Origin of the sequence: Parasphingomonas zepuensis (assembly GCF_036663735.1) — a bacterium.
Lineage (GTDB): Bacteria > Pseudomonadota > Alphaproteobacteria > Sphingomonadales > Sphingomonadaceae > Sphingomonas.
Window position 1 is genome coordinate 298,826 of sequence record NZ_JAXOJO010000005.1, and the last position, 15,833, is coordinate 314,658.

17 protein-coding genes and 1 tRNA gene are annotated in these 15,833 nt (G+C 65.9%); 11 read left to right on the top strand and 7 right to left on the bottom strand.

The window, feature by feature from the left end:
- Positions 1-3 precede the first annotated feature (3 nt).
- From fdhF to mobA, 4 genes are read left to right on the top strand one after another with little or no spacing between them, the layout of a single operon-like run.
- Complete coding sequence (gene fdhF, locus U1769_RS19440; protein ID WP_332719354.1) at positions 4-2,847, top strand: formate dehydrogenase subunit alpha; 2,844 nt, start codon at positions 4-6, stop codon at positions 2,845-2,847.
- Positions 2,844-3,137 (top strand): formate dehydrogenase subunit delta, encoded by a 294-nt coding sequence (locus tag U1769_RS19445; RefSeq protein ID WP_332719355.1) that lies wholly within the window; start codon positions 2,844-2,846, stop codon positions 3,135-3,137. The genes fdhF and U1769_RS19445 overlap by 4 nt, the downstream gene beginning before the upstream one ends.
- Positions 3,134-3,916, top strand: coding sequence for a formate dehydrogenase accessory sulfurtransferase FdhD (gene fdhD, locus U1769_RS19450; RefSeq protein WP_332719356.1), 783 nt, complete (start codon positions 3,134-3,136; stop codon positions 3,914-3,916). The genes U1769_RS19445 and fdhD overlap by 4 nt, the downstream gene beginning before the upstream one ends.
- The gene (mobA, locus tag U1769_RS19455) at positions 3,913-4,461 is read left to right on the top strand and encodes a molybdenum cofactor guanylyltransferase (protein WP_332719357.1); all 549 of its coding nucleotides are present in this window, start codon (positions 3,913-3,915) and stop codon (positions 4,459-4,461) included. Before fdhD ends, mobA begins: the two co-directional genes overlap by 4 nt.
- An 83-nt stretch (positions 4,462-4,544) precedes the next feature.
- On the opposite strand, the gene U1769_RS19460 is transcribed toward mobA, so the two are convergent.
- A tRNA-Tyr gene (locus U1769_RS19460) sits at positions 4,545-4,631 on the bottom strand.
- Between the two features lie 149 nt (positions 4,632-4,780).
- Here U1769_RS19460 and U1769_RS19465 point away from each other — a divergent pair.
- From U1769_RS19465 to U1769_RS19475, 3 genes are read left to right on the top strand one after another with little or no spacing between them, the layout of a single operon-like run.
- Positions 4,781-6,391 (top strand): M20/M25/M40 family metallo-hydrolase, encoded by a 1,611-nt coding sequence (locus U1769_RS19465; protein ID WP_332719358.1) that lies wholly within the window; start codon positions 4,781-4,783, stop codon positions 6,389-6,391.
- Positions 6,392-6,440: 49 nt separating this feature from the next.
- A complete protein-coding gene (gene rlmB / locus U1769_RS19470) occupies positions 6,441-7,187 on the top strand; it encodes a 23S rRNA (guanosine(2251)-2'-O)-methyltransferase RlmB (protein WP_332719359.1) in 747 nt (248 codons plus the stop codon).
- Positions 7,188-7,203: 16 nt separating this feature from the next.
- The gene (locus U1769_RS19475; RefSeq protein ID WP_332719361.1) at positions 7,204-7,971 is read left to right on the top strand and encodes a hypothetical protein; all 768 of its coding nucleotides are present in this window, start codon (positions 7,204-7,206) and stop codon (positions 7,969-7,971) included.
- A gap of 33 nt (positions 7,972-8,004) precedes the next feature.
- Here the strand turns inward: U1769_RS19475 and U1769_RS19480 are convergent, their stop codons facing one another.
- A complete protein-coding gene (locus U1769_RS19480; RefSeq protein ID WP_332719363.1) occupies positions 8,005-8,322 on the bottom strand; it encodes a 2Fe-2S iron-sulfur cluster-binding protein in 318 nt (105 codons plus the stop codon).
- 66 nt (positions 8,323-8,388) lie between these two features.
- Between U1769_RS19480 and U1769_RS19485 the strand changes: the two genes are divergently transcribed.
- Entirely contained in the window at positions 8,389-9,012 is a 624-nt protein-coding gene (locus U1769_RS19485; RefSeq protein WP_332719365.1) for a DNA-3-methyladenine glycosylase family protein, read from the top strand.
- Between the two features lie 28 nt (positions 9,013-9,040).
- Here U1769_RS19485 and U1769_RS19490 read toward each other — a convergent pair whose 3' ends face one another.
- Complete coding sequence (locus U1769_RS19490; protein ID WP_332719367.1) at positions 9,041-9,457, bottom strand: DUF2147 domain-containing protein; 417 nt, start codon at positions 9,455-9,457, stop codon at positions 9,041-9,043.
- A gap of 129 nt (positions 9,458-9,586) precedes the next feature.
- Between U1769_RS19490 and U1769_RS19495 the strand changes: the two genes are divergently transcribed.
- The 3 genes from U1769_RS19495 to U1769_RS19505 are packed head-to-tail and all read left to right on the top strand — an operon-like array spanning position 9,587 to position 12,222.
- Positions 9,587-9,937 carry a hypothetical protein gene (locus U1769_RS19495; RefSeq protein ID WP_332719369.1) on the top strand — a complete coding sequence of 117 codons (351 nt, stop codon included), beginning with the start codon at positions 9,587-9,589 and terminating at the stop codon, positions 9,935-9,937.
- The gene (locus U1769_RS19500) at positions 9,934-10,803 is read left to right on the top strand and encodes an S-methyl-5'-thioadenosine phosphorylase (protein WP_332719371.1); all 870 of its coding nucleotides are present in this window, start codon (positions 9,934-9,936) and stop codon (positions 10,801-10,803) included. The genes U1769_RS19495 and U1769_RS19500 overlap by 4 nt, the downstream gene beginning before the upstream one ends.
- A 60-nt stretch (positions 10,804-10,863) precedes the next feature.
- Positions 10,864-12,222, top strand: coding sequence for an Nramp family divalent metal transporter (locus U1769_RS19505; RefSeq protein ID WP_332719373.1), 1,359 nt, complete (start codon positions 10,864-10,866; stop codon positions 12,220-12,222).
- On the opposite strand, the gene U1769_RS19510 is transcribed toward U1769_RS19505, so the two are convergent.
- From U1769_RS19510 to U1769_RS19525, 4 genes are read right to left on the bottom strand one after another with little or no spacing between them, the layout of a single operon-like run.
- Positions 12,206-13,057 carry an HpcH/HpaI aldolase/citrate lyase family protein gene (locus U1769_RS19510; protein WP_332719375.1) on the bottom strand — a complete coding sequence of 284 codons (852 nt, stop codon included), beginning with the start codon at positions 13,055-13,057 and terminating at the stop codon, positions 12,206-12,208. The two genes, U1769_RS19505 and U1769_RS19510, sit on opposite strands and share 17 nt — an antisense overlap.
- A gap of 59 nt (positions 13,058-13,116) precedes the next feature.
- Positions 13,117-13,902: an SDR family NAD(P)-dependent oxidoreductase gene (locus U1769_RS19515; RefSeq protein ID WP_332719377.1), complete on the bottom strand. Its 786-nt coding sequence runs from the start codon at positions 13,900-13,902 to the stop codon at positions 13,117-13,119.
- Between the two features lie 11 nt (positions 13,903-13,913).
- Positions 13,914-15,104 (bottom strand): zinc-dependent alcohol dehydrogenase, encoded by a 1,191-nt coding sequence (locus U1769_RS19520; protein WP_332719379.1) that lies wholly within the window; start codon positions 15,102-15,104, stop codon positions 13,914-13,916.
- 4 nt (positions 15,105-15,108) lie between these two features.
- Positions 15,109-15,699 carry an SRPBCC family protein gene (locus U1769_RS19525; RefSeq protein ID WP_332719382.1) on the bottom strand — a complete coding sequence of 197 codons (591 nt, stop codon included), beginning with the start codon at positions 15,697-15,699 and terminating at the stop codon, positions 15,109-15,111.
- Positions 15,700-15,833 lie beyond the last annotated feature (134 nt).

The following is a 15,833-nucleotide window of genomic DNA, read 5'->3' on the forward strand; positions in this document are numbered from 1 at the left end:
GATATGGCATGGCGCGGCGAAATCGACCTGGGCACCAAGCCCGCTATCGCGAGCGAGACGATGGTGGCGATCACCATCGACGGCCAGGACATCAGCGTGCCCGAAGGCACGTCCCTGATGCGGGCCGCGGCGCTGATGGGCACGACCATCCCCAAATTATGCGCGACCGACAGCCTGGAAGCGTTCGGATCGTGCCGGCTGTGCCTGGTCGAGGTGGAAGGCCGCGCCGGCTATCCCGCGTCCTGCACCACGCCCGTAACGCCGGGCATGGTGGTGCGCACCCAGACCGAGAAACTGAAGAAGCTGCGCCGCGGCGTGATGGAGCTGTATATCTCCGATCACCCGCTCGATTGCCTGACCTGCGCGGCCAACGGCGATTGCGAGCTGCAGGACCAGGCCGGCGCGGTGGGCTTGCGCGACGTGCGCTACGGCACGACCGGAGCAAATCATCTCGGCCAGGCCAAGGATACCTCCAACCCCTATTTCGATTTCGATCCGTCGAAATGCATCGTCTGTTCGCGCTGCGTGCGGGCGTGCGACGAAGTTCAGGGCACCTTCGCGCTGACGATCGCCGGCATGGGTTTCGGCAGCAAGGTTTCGGCCAGCCAGGGGGAAGACTTCTTCTCCAGCGAATGCGTGTCGTGCGGCGCCTGCGTGCAGGCCTGCCCGACCGCGACGCTGATCGAGAAGAAAGTGGTCGAGATCGGCACGCCCGACCGATCGGTGATCACCACCTGCGCTTATTGCGGCGTCGGCTGCACTTTCCGCGCGGAGATGCGCGGCGAGGAGCTGGTGCGCATGGTGCCGTGGAAGGAAGGCAAGGCCAATCGCGGGCATAGCTGCGTCAAGGGCCGCTTCGCCTGGGGCTATGCCAACCACAAGGAGCGAATCCTCAACCCCATGATCCGCGGCTCGATCGACGAGCCGTGGCGCGAAGTAAGCTGGGACGAAGCGATCGCCTATACCGCGTCCGAATTCAGACGGATCCAGGCGCAATATGGCAAGCGATCGATCGGCGGCATCACATCGAGCCGCTGCACCAATGAGGAGACCTTCCTCGTCCAGAAGCTGATCCGCGCAGGCTTCGGCAACAACAATGTCGATACCTGCGCGCGTGTCTGCCACTCGCCAACCGGTTACGGGCTGAAGACCGCGTTCGGCACCTCGGCCGGCACGCAGGATTTCGACAGCGTGATGGCGGCCGATGTCGTCGTCATCATCGGCGCCAACCCGACCGACGGGCATCCGGTGTTCGCCAGCCGGCTGAAGCGCCGGCTGCGCCAGGGCGCGCAGCTGATCGTGATCGATCCGCGCCGCACCGACATCGTGCGATCGCCGCATATCGCGGCCGTCGAGCATCTGGCGCTGCGCCCCGGCACCAATGTCGCGGTGCTGACCGCGATGGCGCATGTCATCGTCACCGAAGGGCTGGTCGACGAAGCGTTCGTGCGCGAACGCTGCGACTGGTCCGAATTCGAGGATTGGGCCGAATTCGTCGCCGATCCGCGCCACAGCCCGGAAGCGACCGAGCTGATGACTCAGGTGCCCGCCGCCAGTCTGCGCGCGGCGGCGCGGCTCTTTGCGACCGGCGGCAACGGCGCGATCTATTACGGGCTGGGCGTGACCGAGCACAGCCAGGGATCGACCACCGTGCTCGCCATCGCCAACCTGGCCATGGCGACGGGCAATCTCGGCCGCGACGGCGTCGGCGTGAACCCGCTGCGCGGGCAGAACAACGTCCAGGGCGCGTGCGACATGGGCAGCTTCCCGCACGAGCTCTCCGGCTATCGCCACGTCTCGGACGATGCGGCGCGCGAGATGTTCAAGGATCTGTGGGGCGTCGAGCTCGACGACGAGCCGGGCCTGCGCATTCCCAACATGCTCGATGCCGCGGTCGATGGCACGTTCAAGGCGCTGTACATCCAGGGCGAGGACATCCTCCAGTCCGATCCGGACACGCGCCACGTATCGGCCGGGCTCGCCGCGATGGAATGCGTCGTGGTGCACGACCTGTTCCTCAACGAAACCGCCAATTATGCGCATGTCTTCCTGCCGGGATCGACCTTCCTGGAGAAGAACGGCACCTTCACCAATGCCGAGCGCCGCATCCAGCTGGTGCGCAAGGTGATGGAGCCGAAGAACGGCTATGAGGATTGGCAGATCACCCAGCTGCTCGCCCAGGCGCTCGATTGCGACATGGCCTATCGCCATTCGTCCGAGATCATGGACGAGATCGCGGCCGTGACGCCGACCTTTGCCGGCGTGTCCTTCGCCCGGCTCGACGAACTCGGCTCGATCCAGTGGCCGTGCAACACGGATGCGCCCGAGGGCACGCCGGTGATGCATATCGGCGGCTTCGCGCGCGGGCGGGGCAAGTTCGTCCGCACCGAATATGTCGCGACCGAGGAGCGCACCGGCCCGCGCTTCCCGCTGCTGCTGACCACGGGGCGAATCCTCAGCCAGTATAATGTCGGCGCGCAGACCAGGCGTACCGAGAACAGTCGCTGGCACGAGGAAGACCGGCTGGAGATCCATCCGCACGACGCGGAGCAGCGCGGCGTGGTCGACGGCGACTGGGTGAAAGTGGTGAGCCGCGCCGGCGACACCTCGCTGCGCGCGCTGATCACGGACCGGGTGGCGCCGGGCGTGGTGTACACGACCTTCCACCACCCGAGCACCCAGGCCAATGTCATCACCACCGACAATTCGGACTGGGCGACCAATTGCCCCGAATACAAGGTAACGGCAGTGCAGGTCGGCCGCTCCAACGGGCCGACCGACTGGCAGGAACGCTATGAGGAGCGCGCGCGCCTGTCGCGGCGGATCGAGGCGGTGGCCGCGGAATGAGCGCGACGATCGACAAGCTCGTGCGGATGACCAACCAGATCGCGGTCGAGCTGGAGCATCAGCAGGGCGCCAATGCAGCGACCGCGACCTGGGACCATATCTGGCATTTCTGGGACCCGGGGATGTGCGCGCAGATCATCGCCCATCTCGATCGCGGCGGCGACGGGCTGAACGCGATCGCGCGCCGCGCCATCGCGATGCTGCGCGACCGGGGCGAGGCGCCGTCGCAGACCCCGGCCACCGATTTCGGGCCCGGCCCGGACGGCGCGCCGCCCTCCGACGCGGGATGAGCGAGACCGCCGGGCCCGTCGCCTTCAGCCGGATCACGCCGGACGGCGCGCACGTGCCGATCACGCGCGCGGTGGCGGTGGAAGCGCCGGTCTCGATCGAATTCAACGGGATCGGCTATGCCGTGATGATGGCCAGCCCGGCCGACCTGGAGGATTTCGCGACCGGCTTCGCGCTGAGCGAGCGGCTGGTCGAACGGGCGGACCAGATCCTGGCCATCGATCACCACCCCTCGCCTGCCGGCCATATCCTGCGGCTTACGCTGGAGGAGTCGCGCACCGACACGTTGCTGGGGCGGGTGCGCCACCGCGTATCCGATTCGTCGTGCGGACTGTGCGGCATCGAGAATCTGGAGCAGGCGCTCCGCCCCCTGCCCCGCGTGACGGCAACGAGCGAGGCCGGTGATGCGGCGATCTTCGCGGCGCTGGCGGGACTGCGCGCATTGCAGCCGCTGAACCGCGAGACGGGTGCAGTCCATGCCGCTTCCTGGTGCTCAGCGGACGGCAAGGTCAGCCTGGTGCGCGAGGATGTCGGGCGTCACAATGCGTTCGACAAGCTGATCGGCGCGATGGCCCGGGCTGGCGCGGACTGGGACGGCGGCTTCGCCCTGCTCTCGTCGCGCTGCTCCTATGAGCTGGTCGAGAAGGCAGCGCTGGCCAATTGCCCGCTGCTGGTGACGATCTCCGCGCCGACCAGCCTCGCCGTGGCGCGGGCGGCGGATGCCGGGCTGCGGCTCGTCGTGCTGGCGCGGGGCGACGCCGTGCTGGAATTGCCAGCGTGACACGGACCCTGGGCGCCATCCTTGCCGGCGGCCAGTCGCGCCGCTTCGGCAGCGACAAGGCCCTGGCCGAGCTGCGCGGCCAATCGCTGATCGCGCATGTCCTGTCCGCCCTTGCGCCGCAGGTGGACGGGCTTGTCATTGTTGGCCGGCCGGGGACCGAGGGCGGCGTGCCGGCGATCCCCGATCGGCCTGCGCACGACCTCGGGCCCTTGGGCGGGCTGAACGCAGCACTGCACTACGGCCATGCGCACGGCTTCGCGGCGGTAGCGACGGTCGGCTGCGACATGCCGGTGCTGCCCACCGACCTCGTCGCCCGGTTGCGGGCGGCCGGCGACATCGCGATGCTCGGCACCGTGCCGATCGTCGGGCTGTGGCCGACCAGCCTGGCCGACGCGCTAGACGCCTATCTCGCGACCGCCACCGACCGGTCGATGCGGCGATGGGCCGTCACGGCTGGCGCGACCATCGTATCGGCGCCCGCGCTGCCCAATATCAACACGCCGGACGATCTGGCCGCGCTGGCACGCGATTCGTCCCCGGGCTGAAGGCGCGCAGCGACTCGCCCGACACCTGAGTGTCGGAGATTCGCGGGGTCGAAAAAATACCGGGAGCCTCCTGCGGGGAAGCTTGGTGGACAGGGCTGGATTCGAACCAGCGTACGGGAAACCCGGGCAGATTTACAGTCTGCTGCCTTTAACCACTCGGCCACCTGTCCATTGGGGCCGCTCCAAAAAGCGAGGCGGTCCAATGCCGACCGAACGGCGCGCTGTCAACGGCTGGTAACGCGTCGTGCCGGGCCTTGCGCGCGGCGGCGGCGGCGAATAGGCCTCGTAACAATCTTTCAACGCCACAGGGGTCTTTCGAATGCGCCGTTCGCCGCTGCTTGCCATTGCCCTGCTCGCTCTGTCCTCGCCCGCCTTTTCGCAGGCGGTCGATCGCGGCCAGGTCAACCGCATCATCGACGAAGGCACGACGCGCAGCCAGGTGATGCCGATCGCGCAGCACCTGTCCGACGTGATCGGCGCGCGCCTGACCAATTCGCCGCAGATGCGCCAGGCGGAAAGCTGGACCCAGGCGAAGTTCAGCGAATGGGGCCTGAAGAACGTCCGCAAGGAAGGGTTCGATTTCGGCCGCGGCTGGTGGATCAACAATGCCAGCGTGCGCATGCTCACGCCGCGCCCGATCGTGCTGACGGCGATCCCGATCGCCTGGACGCCCTCCACCAACGGCTCGATCAGCGCGCCCGTCTTCGTCGCCCCGATGTCGAAGGAGCGCGATTTCGACAAATGGCGCGGGAAGCTGAAGGGCAAGATCGTGCTCGTCACGCTGCCGAACGGTGGCAGCGAGCCGAGCGAACCGGCGTTCAAGCGCTACACTGCCGACGAACTGGCCAAGCTCGACCAGTATCAGCAGCCGACCTATGATCCGGAAACCGCCGACCGCCGCCTGAAGCGGCTCGATTACGCCAAGAAGCTCGACGCCTTCCTGAAGGCCGAGGGCGCCGTCGCCTATGCGACCATGTCGCGGCTCGACTACAAGCTCGTCCACGGCGAAGGCTATCTGTTCGGCGCCGGCGAAACCCAGGCCGTGCCGGGCGTCGAGATCGCGGCGGAGGATTATCGGCGCCTCGCCCGCCTCGCCAAGAGCGGCCCTGCCCCGACGCTCGAGATCAACAGCGACGTGCGTTTCGACGATAGCGATACCAAAGCCTATAACATCATCGCCGAAATCCCCGGCAGCGATCCCAAGGCGGGCTATGTCATGGCCGGCGCGCATCTCGACAGCTGGGTGGCTGGCGACGGTGCCGCCGACAATGGCGCGGGCACGGCGATGATCATGGAGGCAGCGCGCATCCTTTCCGCCAGCGGCATCCGCCCGAAGCGCACGATCCGCTTCGCGCTATGGGCTGGCGAGGAGCAGGGTCTGCTCGGCAGCCTGGCCTATGTCGAAAGCCATCTCGCGACACGCGGCAAGGCGAGCGATCCGGTCCAGACCGGCCTCGCGCGCTATTATGGCTGGCAGAACCGCTGGCCCATCACGCCCAGGTCCGGCTGGGGCGATCTCGCCGCCTATTTCAACCTCGACAACGGATCGGGCAAGATCCGCGGCATCTATGTCGAGAACAACCAGGCCGTCGCGCCGATCTTCCGCGACTGGCTCGCGCCGTTCGCGGGCATGGGCGCCAAGGACGTGGTGATCCGCAAGACAGGCGGCACCGATCACGTCTTCATGCAGGCGGTCGGCGTGCCCGGCTTCCAGTTCATCCAGGATCCGCTCGATTATGGCAGCCGCGTGCATCACACGAGCATCGACACCTTCGACCATCTGAAGGGCGACGACATGCGCCAGGGATCGATCATCCTGGCCTCGTTCCTCGCCAACGCCGCCAATGCCGACAAGGCGCTGCCGCGGCCGCCGCTGCCGACCGAGCCGGTCGTGACCGATCCGTTCGCCTACACCAATGATGATGATTGATATTGCCATGACCCAGTCCACGCCCCTCCCCCTGCGGTGGAGGAACTAGATGGCCCGCAAAGGACATCGCCCCTCCAAGGCGCCTGTCGGCCGCCCCCGTTTCTGGGGACGCCATGCGGTGACCGCCGCGCTCGCCAATCCCGAACGTATCGTCCGCAAATTATGGGCGACGCGCGAGGCGCTTGCCTCGCTCGACATCCCGCCGGTGATCCCGATCACCTTTGCCGACGTCACCGATCTCGCGCGGCTCGTGCCCGGCGATGCGCCGCACCAGGGGCTGGTGGCCGAGGTCGACCCGCTCGAGGATATCTGGCTCGGCGACCTGCTCGAACAGGGCCGGGACGACCGCCGGCCGCTGGTGGTGCTCGATCAGGTGACCGACCCGCACAATGTCGGCGCGATCCTGCGCTCGGCGGCGGCGTTCGATGCGCTCGGCATCATCACGCCCGACCGGCATGCGCCGCCCGAATCGGGGACGATCGCGCGCTCGGCCTCGGGCGCGCTCGAAATCGTGCCCTGGGTCCGCGTGGTGAACCTGGCTCGCGCGCTCGAGGAGATCGCCGAGGCGGGCTTCTGGCGAGTCGGCCTGACCGGCGAAGCGAATCAGACGCTGGCCGAGGCGATCGGCCAGCAGCGGATCGCCCTGGTGCTGGGCGCCGAGGGCGAAGGCATGCGCCAGAACACCGCGGCCCATTGCGACGAGCTTGCGCGCCTCCCGATCTCGCCTAAAATCGAAAGCCTGAACGTGTCCAACGCTGCGGCCATCGCGCTCTACGCAGTGACGACACGCGGCTGAACCCGGGGATTTTTAAATGATCGCACGTCTGTCGCGCCTCGCGCTTGTGCTGCTGATGCCGTTCGCCCTGGCGAGCTGCGTGCTCACCCCCGGCAAGTTCGTATCGACGCTGCGCATCGACGCCGATCGCCATTTCACCTTTACTTATGTAGGCGAAGTCGTCGCGCTCGATATCGGCGACGACATGATGAAGGGCCTGGGCGACACACCCGCGGAAGATGCGACCGATCCGGCGAGCGGCGACGGCACGGCCACGCTCCAGCAGCTCGCCTTCCAGGACAAGGCGGACGGCAAGGCGGACGACAGCAAGGACGCTGCTAGCAAAAAGGCTGCGGCCGATGCCAAGAACCGCACGATCGCGGCGACGCTCGCCAAGGAGACGGGCTATCGCAAGGTGACCTATCTCGGCGACGGCAAGTTCAGCATCGATTATGCGATCTCGGGCACGCTCGATCACAGCTTCCTGTGGCCGTACAATGTCGATGCCGAGATCATGTTCCCGTTCATCGCGGTCGAACTGCGCGCCAACAATACGGTGCGGATCAAGGCCCCCGCCTTCGCCAATGAAAACAGCAAGAGCAGCAGCATGGGCATGCCGGGCATGGACAAGGCGTCAAGCCAGCTCGACGGCGTCTTCACGCTCGACACGAATGCTGAGATCGTCAGCCAGAACAACGAGGACGGCGCCGTGACGACAGGCGGCCGCAAGACCATCATCTGGAAGGCGACGCCGCTGACCAAGGACGCCCCGAGCGCCGTGTTGCGCCTGGCGGCGGCGAAGTAAACGAAACCCCCTCCCGCTTGCGGGAGAGAGTTCTCAATCCTCTGCCGCGATCGTTACCTTGAGGCCGTCGAGCGCGTCGGTCAGCTCGATCTGACATGACAGGCGCGAGCGATCGTCGCGGTCCGATGTCGAATCGAGCAGGTCATCCTCGTCCGGGCTGATCTTCGGCAGTTTGGCCGCAAATTCCGGGTCGACATGGACGTGGCAGGTGGCGCAGCTGCAGCAACCGCCGCACAGCGCCAGGATCTCATCGATCCCGGCGTCGCGGATGACCTCCATCACTGAAAGCCCGGCCTCGCCCATGATCTCCCGTTCTTCCCCTTCACGGGTCACGACGATAAGCTTGGGCATCAATTCCTCCTCGCGGGTCTGGCGTCGCCATGCCGCCCCCGGCGCCGCTAATCAAGGGACGACGCCATGGGCCTGAGCGCCGAACAGCTGCGTGCAGCGCTCGATATCCTGGCCGGGAGCGAACCCCGCTTCGCTGCCGCGATCGACCGCGCCGGCTATCCCCCGCCGCGAATCCGCCCCCGGGGGTACGCCACCCTGCTGCGCACGATCGTCGGACAGCAGGTCAGCACCAAGGCGGCCGAATCGGTCTGGCGCAAGCTGGAGGGAGTCGTGGGCAGCCTCGACGATCCCGGCAACATCGTACGTGCGACCGACGAACAGCTGCGCGAGGCGGGGTTGTCGCGCCAAAAGGCAAGCTATGCCCGCAGCCTGGCCGACGAGGTTACCACCGGCCGGCTCGATCTCGACAATCTTCCGCCCGATGACGAGGAGGCGGTCGCGGCGCTCGTACGGATCAAGGGTATCGGCCGCTGGTCGGCCGAGGTGTATCTGTTGTTTGCCGAGGGCCGCCCCGACATCTGGCCGGCGGGCGACCTGGCGGTGCAGATCGAGATCGGACGGATCCTCGGTCATGCCGAACGGCCGAGCGAGAAACTCACCCGCGAAATGGCGGACGCCTGGCGCCCGCACCGCGGCGCTGCGGCGATCTTCGCCTGGCACCATTATGCCGCCGACATGAAGGTGGTCTGATCCGCCTGGGCGACCCAGGCAGGAACGATCAGTCCGCAGCCGGCCATTTCACGGTGCGGCAGATCACCAGCCAGCAACCCTGAACCTTCAGGCTCCTGGCGGAATCGCGGCTGATATAGGCACGATAGGTCTTGCCCTGGAACGGGTAATAGATCTTGCCCTGCCATCGCCCGTCGCTCTGCGGCGTGAAGCCGGACAGGACCCTGACGCCGACCAGCGAGCGACTGCGCAAGGCCGGATCGGGGTTGTTGCTGTCCGTTGTCGGGCCTTCGGTCCTCGCCTTGTCGGTCAGTCGGGTGATGTGTCCGCACAGCGCCTTGCCGCAGGGTGCGATGGTGACGATGCCCTTTCCGTCCTGAGACACCCAATCGCCGATGATGTGGTCGGCCGCCTGAGCGACAGCTGGGAACGCCAAGGCCAGCAGAAATACAAAGACAAAACGCATGTACGACTCCCGGGCGGACAAATATCCCGCGCAGTATCGATAAGGTGTGCAGTCCGGAGGGCAAGATGATTCAGTCCGACACCTTCTTCCACGGTTGACGCGCCCCCGATCCCATCTAGGGAAGTGGCGATGGCCAAAGCTGACCGCCTTGCGCGCCTCGATGAGCGGCGAATCGAGATCGAGGCAGCGTATCGCACCGCCCTTGTCGCGGCGCTGCGACTGACGGCGGCCGGGCGCTGGGGGCTGTTCGGCCACAATCAGGACAAATCGGCCCAGGCCAAGGCGGCCCCACTGATCGGCGGCCTCGTGGAACTGGGCGACGAGATCGACGGAATACGCGCGCAATTGTCGCTTGAGCCCTTCGCCCTCCACCAGCAATTCCTGGCGTCACGCGGGCCGGTAAAGGCCCATGCCGTGGGCGAACCGAAACAGGCCCAGGCGTGGCTCGACCGCCTGGAAGCGGAAGGGGAGATCGCATGAGCGGAAAGTGGAAGATCGGCATCATCGGCGGCTCCGGCCTCTATGCGATCGATGCCCTGGAAAATCCCGAATGGGGCAATGTCTCGACACCCTGGGGCACGCCATCGGACGACCTGTTGTTCGGATCGATCGGCGACGTCGAGCTCGTCTTCCTGCCGCGCCACGGCCGGGGCCATCGCATCCCGCCATCGCACATCAACTTCCGCGCCAATATCGACGCGCTGAAGCGGGTCGGCTGCACCGATATTCTTGCCATCTCTTCGATCGGTTCGCTGCGCGAGGAATTGCCGCCGGGGCATTTCGTGGTGGTCGACCAGTTCATCGACCGGACGGTCACGCGGACATCGAGCTTTTTTGGCCCCGGTATGGTGGCGCATGTCTCGATGGCCGAGCCGACCTGCCCGCGCCTGTCCGCCTTCGCCGCCGAAGCGGTCAGCGCCGCCGGCGGAACGGTCGCCAAGGGCGGGACCTATCTGGCGATGGAGGGCCCGCAATTCTCCAGCCGGGCCGAAAGCCAGCTGTATCGCCAATGGGGCGCCGACGTGATCGGTATGACCGCGATGCCCGAAGCCAAGCTCGCACGCGAGGCCGAGCTGCCTTATGCGCTGATCGGCATGGTCACCGATTATGATTGCTGGCGCGACGAGGCAGCGTTCGTCGAGGTGAGCGAAGTGATCAGGCAGATGTCGGCCAATGGCACGATCGCGCGCCAGGCAGTGCTGGCTTTCGTCGCTGCGCTGCCGCCAGAGCGCACCCCTTCGCCGCTCGACACTGTGCTCGATCATGCGCTGATCACTGCGCCCGAGGCTCGCGACCCGGCGATGCTGGCAAAACTGGATGCTGTCGCCGGCCGCGTTCTCCTCTAGACGGCACCGCAGGGTGCGACCAGCGATTGACGGTGTGACGCGCATACGAGAGGATACCGCATGTCGCCGCCGCCTTCAGCCACCGTTGCTTCGCCCGGGTTCGATGGCATGAGCGAGGCGCGGCCGCAGCGCCCCTCGCTCTCCGAAAGCTACCGCACCGTCGCAGTGCCGATCGGCAAGGGCGGTTTCTGGCGCAAGACCGCTGCCTTCGCCGGGCCCGGCTATATGGTTGCGGTCGGTTATATGGACCCGGGCAACTGGGCGACCGACCTCGCCGGCGGATCGGCCTTCGGCTACACCCTGCTCTCGGTCATCCTGCTGTCGAACATGATGGCGATGGTGCTCCAGTCGCTGTCAGCGAAGCTCGGCATCGTCACCGGCCGCGATCTCGCACAGGCATGCCGCGCCAATTACGGGCCAGTGGTCAATTTCACCCTGTGGGTGCTGTGCGAACTGGCGATCATCGCCTGCGACCTGGCCGAGGTGCTCGGCACCGCGATCGCGCTGCAATTGCTGTTCGGCATGCCGCTCGTCGCCGGCGTGTGCCTGACGGCCTTCGACGTCCTGCTGATCCTGGCGCTCCAGCGCTTCGGCTTTCGCAAGCTCGAGGCGTTCATCGTCACCCTGCTGATCGTGATTGCCGGCTGCTTCGCCTATGAACTCGCGCTGGCGCAACCAAGCGTCGCGGCGATCATGGGCGGGCTCGTCCCGTCGACCGAGATCGTGACCAATCCGGCGATGCTCTACATCGCGATCGGCATCCTCGGCGCGACGGTGATGCCGCACAATCTCTATCTCCACTCGTCGATCGTACAGACGCGCCGCTTCGCCCAGGACGAAGCGGGCAAGCGCGACGCAGTGAAGCACGCGACGATCGACAGCACTATCGCGCTGACTCTGGCATTGTTCATCAATGCGTCGATCCTCATCCTCGCCGCCGCGGCTTTCCATACCCAGGGGCGGACTGACGTGGCCGAGATCAGCGAGGCCTATAAGCTGCTCTCTCCAACGCTGGGTGCCGGTGCGGCCAGCGTGCTGTTCGCCGTGGCGCTGCTGGCATCTGGCCAGAATTCGACCGTGACCGGCACGCTCGCGGGGCAGATCGTCGCCGAGGGGTTCCTCGATCTCAAGCTGCCGATCTGGTTGCGGCGCATGGTGACGCGTATGCTGGCGATCGTCCCTGCCGTGATCGTCGTGGCCATCGCCGGCGATTCGGGTGCGACGAGCCTGCTCGTGCTGAGCCAGGTCGTGCTGAGCCTGCAACTGCCATTCGCGGTGGTGCCGCTGGTCAGCTTCACCGGCGACAAGCGCCAGATGGGCGCGCTGGCCAATCCCCTGTGGCTGAAGATCACTGCCTGGCTGATCGCCGCGACGGTGATCGGGCTGAACGCGACCTTGTTGTTCAGCTTTTTCGGATAGCGCCGGCCAGCGCGGCGATGCGCTGCGCCTGTTCGAGGTGAAGCAACTCCACCATCTCGCCCGCGACGCGGATCACGCCCTTGTCCGCATTCTCCGGCTGCGCGAAGGCAGCGATGATCCGTTCGGCCCAGGCGATCGCGTCCGGGCCTGGGCCGAAGGCACTATTGGCGGCGGCGATCTGAGCCGGATGGATCAGCGATTTGCCGTCAAAGCCATATGCTGCCCCCTGCGCGCATTCGGCAGCCAGCACGGCGCCGTCCTCGATCACGTTGCACACGCCATCGAGCGCCGTGAGCCCGGCCGCGCGGGCGGCGGTGACGATCATCGCGAGATGGCCCAGCAGCGGCGTGCGTTCCGGCCCCGGCGTGCAGCGCATTTCCTTGGCGAGATCATTGGTGCCGGCCAACAGGCATTGCAGGCCAGTGGCCGGTGCGGCGGCCACGATCGACGGCAGCGCGAGCACGCCGGCGCAGGTTTCGATCATCGCCCAGATCGGCATGGCGCCGAGCAGCGCGTGCGCCGCCTCGAGGCCAGCCGGGCCCGACACCTTGGGCAGGACCACCGCCTCGAACCCGGCCTCCGCCAGCGCGCGGCAATCGTCCGCACCCCACGGCGTGTCGAGCGCATTGACACGGACGAGCAACGACCGCTCGCCAAAGCCGCCCACCGCGGCAGCGGTGATGGCATGATCGCGCGCCTCCGCCTTCGCCTCCGGCGCGATCGAATCCTCGAGATCGAGAATCACGACATCGCAATCGAGGGTCCGCGCCTTTTCGACGGCGCGGGCGTTGGAGGCGGGCATGAACAGCGCGCTGCGGCGCGGGCGGACGGTCATCGGGCAGCTCCTGAAATCGCTGACCGCATACAGGAAGTTACCGCCCTGAGCGCAAGCGATTACTCCGGCGCGCTGCCCGGTTCAGCCATGCCACGATGCATTTCCGCCATCACGCTAGCCGGCGCCACGCCGGCCGCGGCAACCTGCAGCTTGTTCATCAGGCCCGAGACGATACTGGCTTTGCCATTCATCAGCGCCTCCCACCCGTCCTTCGCGACCTTGGCGGGATCGGCCTTTTTGTCGTCCGCGCCCACCTTGGTATCGAGCATGTCGGCGCGATCGAAAAACTCGGTCTCGGTCGGCCCCGGCATCAGGGTGGTGAGGGTCACGCCCTCAACTTCCTTGATCTCGTTGCGGAGCGCGTCCGTAAAATTGTCGATAAATGCCTTGGTCGCATTATAGACGGCGTTGAACGATCCCGGGATATATCCGGCGATCGACCCGGTCACCAGCACCTTGCCCCGCTCCCACGCGACCATGTCGCGCAGCACCTTCTGCAGCAGATAGACCGTCCCGGTGATGTTGGTATCGATGACATGCCGCCAGGCCGCGACATCCTGATCGAGAAAGGCATGGCCGAGCCCCTGGCCGGCATTGGCACACAGCAGATCGATCCGCCGCCCGCCCGCCGCCGCGAGCACCAGATCGACGCCTTCGATCGTCGCGAGATCGGCCTGGACCGACCGAACCTCGGTCCCGAATTGCTTGAAGTCAGCGGCGGCGGCATCGATCAGCGGTTCGTCCGCCACCACGATCAGGTCATAGCCGTCCTTCGCAGCGAGCGTGGCGAGTTCGAATCCGATTCCGGTGGAAGCACCGGTGATGATGGCGAGCTTGTCGGCCATGTCTCTTCTCCTCAGGCGGCAACGCGATCGAGACCGGGCTTGAGCACGATCTTGGTCACTTCGTTCTGCTTGTCGTGGAACATCTTGTAGCCCTCGGGCGCCTGTTCGAGCGGCAGGCGGTGACTGATCAGGAAGGTCGTATCGATCTTGTCCTCCATGATCGCGTTCAGCAGTGCGGGCATATAATGCTGCACATGAGTCTGGCCGGTCTTCAGGGTCAGGCCCTTCTGCATGAAGGCGCCGAGCGGGAATTTGTCGACGAACCCGCCATAGACGGCCGGCATCGAAACGCGCCCGCCCTTGCGGCAGGCGATGATCGCCTGGCGGATAGCATGCGTGCGATCCGTGCCGAGGAAGGTCGACGCCTTGATCTGATCGATCACGTTATCGACGAAGAAGCCATGCGCCTCCAGCCCGACTGAATCGATCACCGCGTCGGGGCCGATTCCGCCGGTCATCTCCATCAGGGCTTCATAGACCGCGCTTTGCTCATAATTGATCGTCTCGGCGCCGAACTTCTTCGCCAGCTCAAGCCGGTGCGGGAAATGATCGATCGCGATGACGCGATCGGCACCCATCAGGAAAGCCGACTGCACCGCGAACAACCCGACCGGGCCACACCCCCAGACCGCCACGATATCGCCGGGCTCGATGTCCGCATTCTCGGCCGCCATCCAGCCGGTCGGCAGGATGTCCGACAGGAACAGCACCTTGTCGTCCTCGACTCCGTCGGGAATCACGATCGGGCCGATATCGGAAAAGGGCACCCGGACATATTCGGCCTGCCCGCCGGCATAGCCGCCGGTCATGTGGCTGTAGCCGAACAGCCCGGACATCGGGTGTCCGTACAGTTCCTGCGCGATATCCTGATTGTCGGCGGGCAGGCCGTTATCGCAGGCAGAATATTGATGCTTGCCGCAGTGATAACAGCTGCCACAGGCGATGGTGAACGGGACGACGACCCGCTGACCCTTGATCAGCGTCGATTTGGGGCCGGTTTCCACCACTTCCCCCATGAATTCATGGCCAAGGACGTCGCCCGCCATCATCGAGGGGATATACCCGTCGTAGAGATGCAGGTCCGACCCGCAGATCGCGGTCGAGGTGACCTTGATGATCGCGTCCCGGGGATTGAGAATCTCGGGATCGGGCACGGTATCCATGCGGACGTCGTGCTTTCCGTGCCAGGCAAGTGCGCGCATCGAATCAATCCTTCTCTTCATCAAGTTGAGCGCGCGTCCAGGAGGAGGTAGCGACCTCCCCCGTCTCCATCAGCTGTTTGAAACGGCGGAGATCGCGGCGCGCCTGGATCGCAGGTTCGCGCTGAAACATCTTGGCGATCAGCTTTCCGATCACACCCGCGGGCGGATCGTAAAGCAGCGTCGCGGTGACGACCGTGCCCCTGGCACCTGCATCGCGGAAATCGATCCTGCCGCTGTTGGGCACGTCAGCGCCGTCCTCCGACGCCCAGGCGATGAACTGGTCGGGCTGCTCCTCGGTCACGACCGAATCCCATTCGACCGACTTTCCACCGGGAGCCTTCACCACCCAGTGCGATCGCCGATCGTCGATTACATCGATCCGCTCGACATTCTCCATGAAGGTCACGAGGTTGGAGAAATCGCGCCAGAAGGCGAACAGCTCGCTTCGCGGACGGTTGATCGTAACGGCTCGGCCGATGAGGGAATCGCCTTTCGGCTCTACCAGCGTTTCAGTGGCCTGGGTTAACGCGTCGCCGCGTTTGGACGCAGCGAGCGGAGCGTCGTCGGTCGGGCGTTCCCGGACATCTTCGGGCATGTTGCTTCTCCTGGTGTGAGGCCCCAACCACTCCGGAGCAGCGCAGTTCCTATCGTTTCGCGTGGGAAATCTTATATTTACGTTGAACGCCCGGCGGGTGCGGCCGAAACCGCATCCGTGACGGACGACGTGGG

Bases quoted from the DNA above. Each gene is read 5' to 3' on its own strand.
- U1769_RS19520 (WP_332719379.1), bottom strand. From the start codon at position 15,104: ATGCGCGCACTTGCCTGGCACGGAAAGCACGACGTCCGCATGGATACC.
- U1769_RS19525 (WP_332719382.1), bottom strand. From the start codon at position 15,699: ATGCCCGAAGATGTCCGGGAACGCCCGACCGACGACGCTCCGCTCGCT.
- U1769_RS19510 (WP_332719375.1), bottom strand. From the start codon at position 13,057: ATGACCGTCCGCCCGCGCCGCAGCGCGCTGTTCATGCCCGCCTCCAAC.
- U1769_RS19495 (WP_332719369.1), top strand. From the start codon at position 9,587: ATGGCCAAAGCTGACCGCCTTGCGCGCCTCGATGAGCGGCGAATCGAG.
- U1769_RS19500 (WP_332719371.1), top strand. From the start codon at position 9,934: ATGAGCGGAAAGTGGAAGATCGGCATCATCGGCGGCTCCGGCCTCTAT.
- fdhD (WP_332719356.1), top strand. From the start codon at position 3,134: ATGAGCGAGACCGCCGGGCCCGTCGCCTTCAGCCGGATCACGCCGGAC.
- U1769_RS19505 (WP_332719373.1), top strand. From the start codon at position 10,864: ATGTCGCCGCCGCCTTCAGCCACCGTTGCTTCGCCCGGGTTCGATGGC.
- U1769_RS19475 (WP_332719361.1), top strand. From the start codon at position 7,204: ATGATCGCACGTCTGTCGCGCCTCGCGCTTGTGCTGCTGATGCCGTTC.
- U1769_RS19445 (WP_332719355.1), top strand. From the start codon at position 2,844: ATGAGCGCGACGATCGACAAGCTCGTGCGGATGACCAACCAGATCGCG.
- rlmB (WP_332719359.1), top strand. From the start codon at position 6,441: ATGGCCCGCAAAGGACATCGCCCCTCCAAGGCGCCTGTCGGCCGCCCC.
- U1769_RS19490 (WP_332719367.1), bottom strand. From the start codon at position 9,457: ATGCGTTTTGTCTTTGTATTTCTGCTGGCCTTGGCGTTCCCAGCTGTC.
- U1769_RS19465 (WP_332719358.1), top strand. From the start codon at position 4,781: ATGCGCCGTTCGCCGCTGCTTGCCATTGCCCTGCTCGCTCTGTCCTCG.
- U1769_RS19480 (WP_332719363.1), bottom strand. From the start codon at position 8,322: ATGCCCAAGCTTATCGTCGTGACCCGTGAAGGGGAAGAACGGGAGATC.
- fdhF (WP_332719354.1), top strand. From the start codon at position 4: ATGGCATGGCGCGGCGAAATCGACCTGGGCACCAAGCCCGCTATCGCG.
- U1769_RS19515 (WP_332719377.1), bottom strand. From the start codon at position 13,902: ATGGCCGACAAGCTCGCCATCATCACCGGTGCTTCCACCGGAATCGGA.
- U1769_RS19485 (WP_332719365.1), top strand. From the start codon at position 8,389: ATGGGCCTGAGCGCCGAACAGCTGCGTGCAGCGCTCGATATCCTGGCC.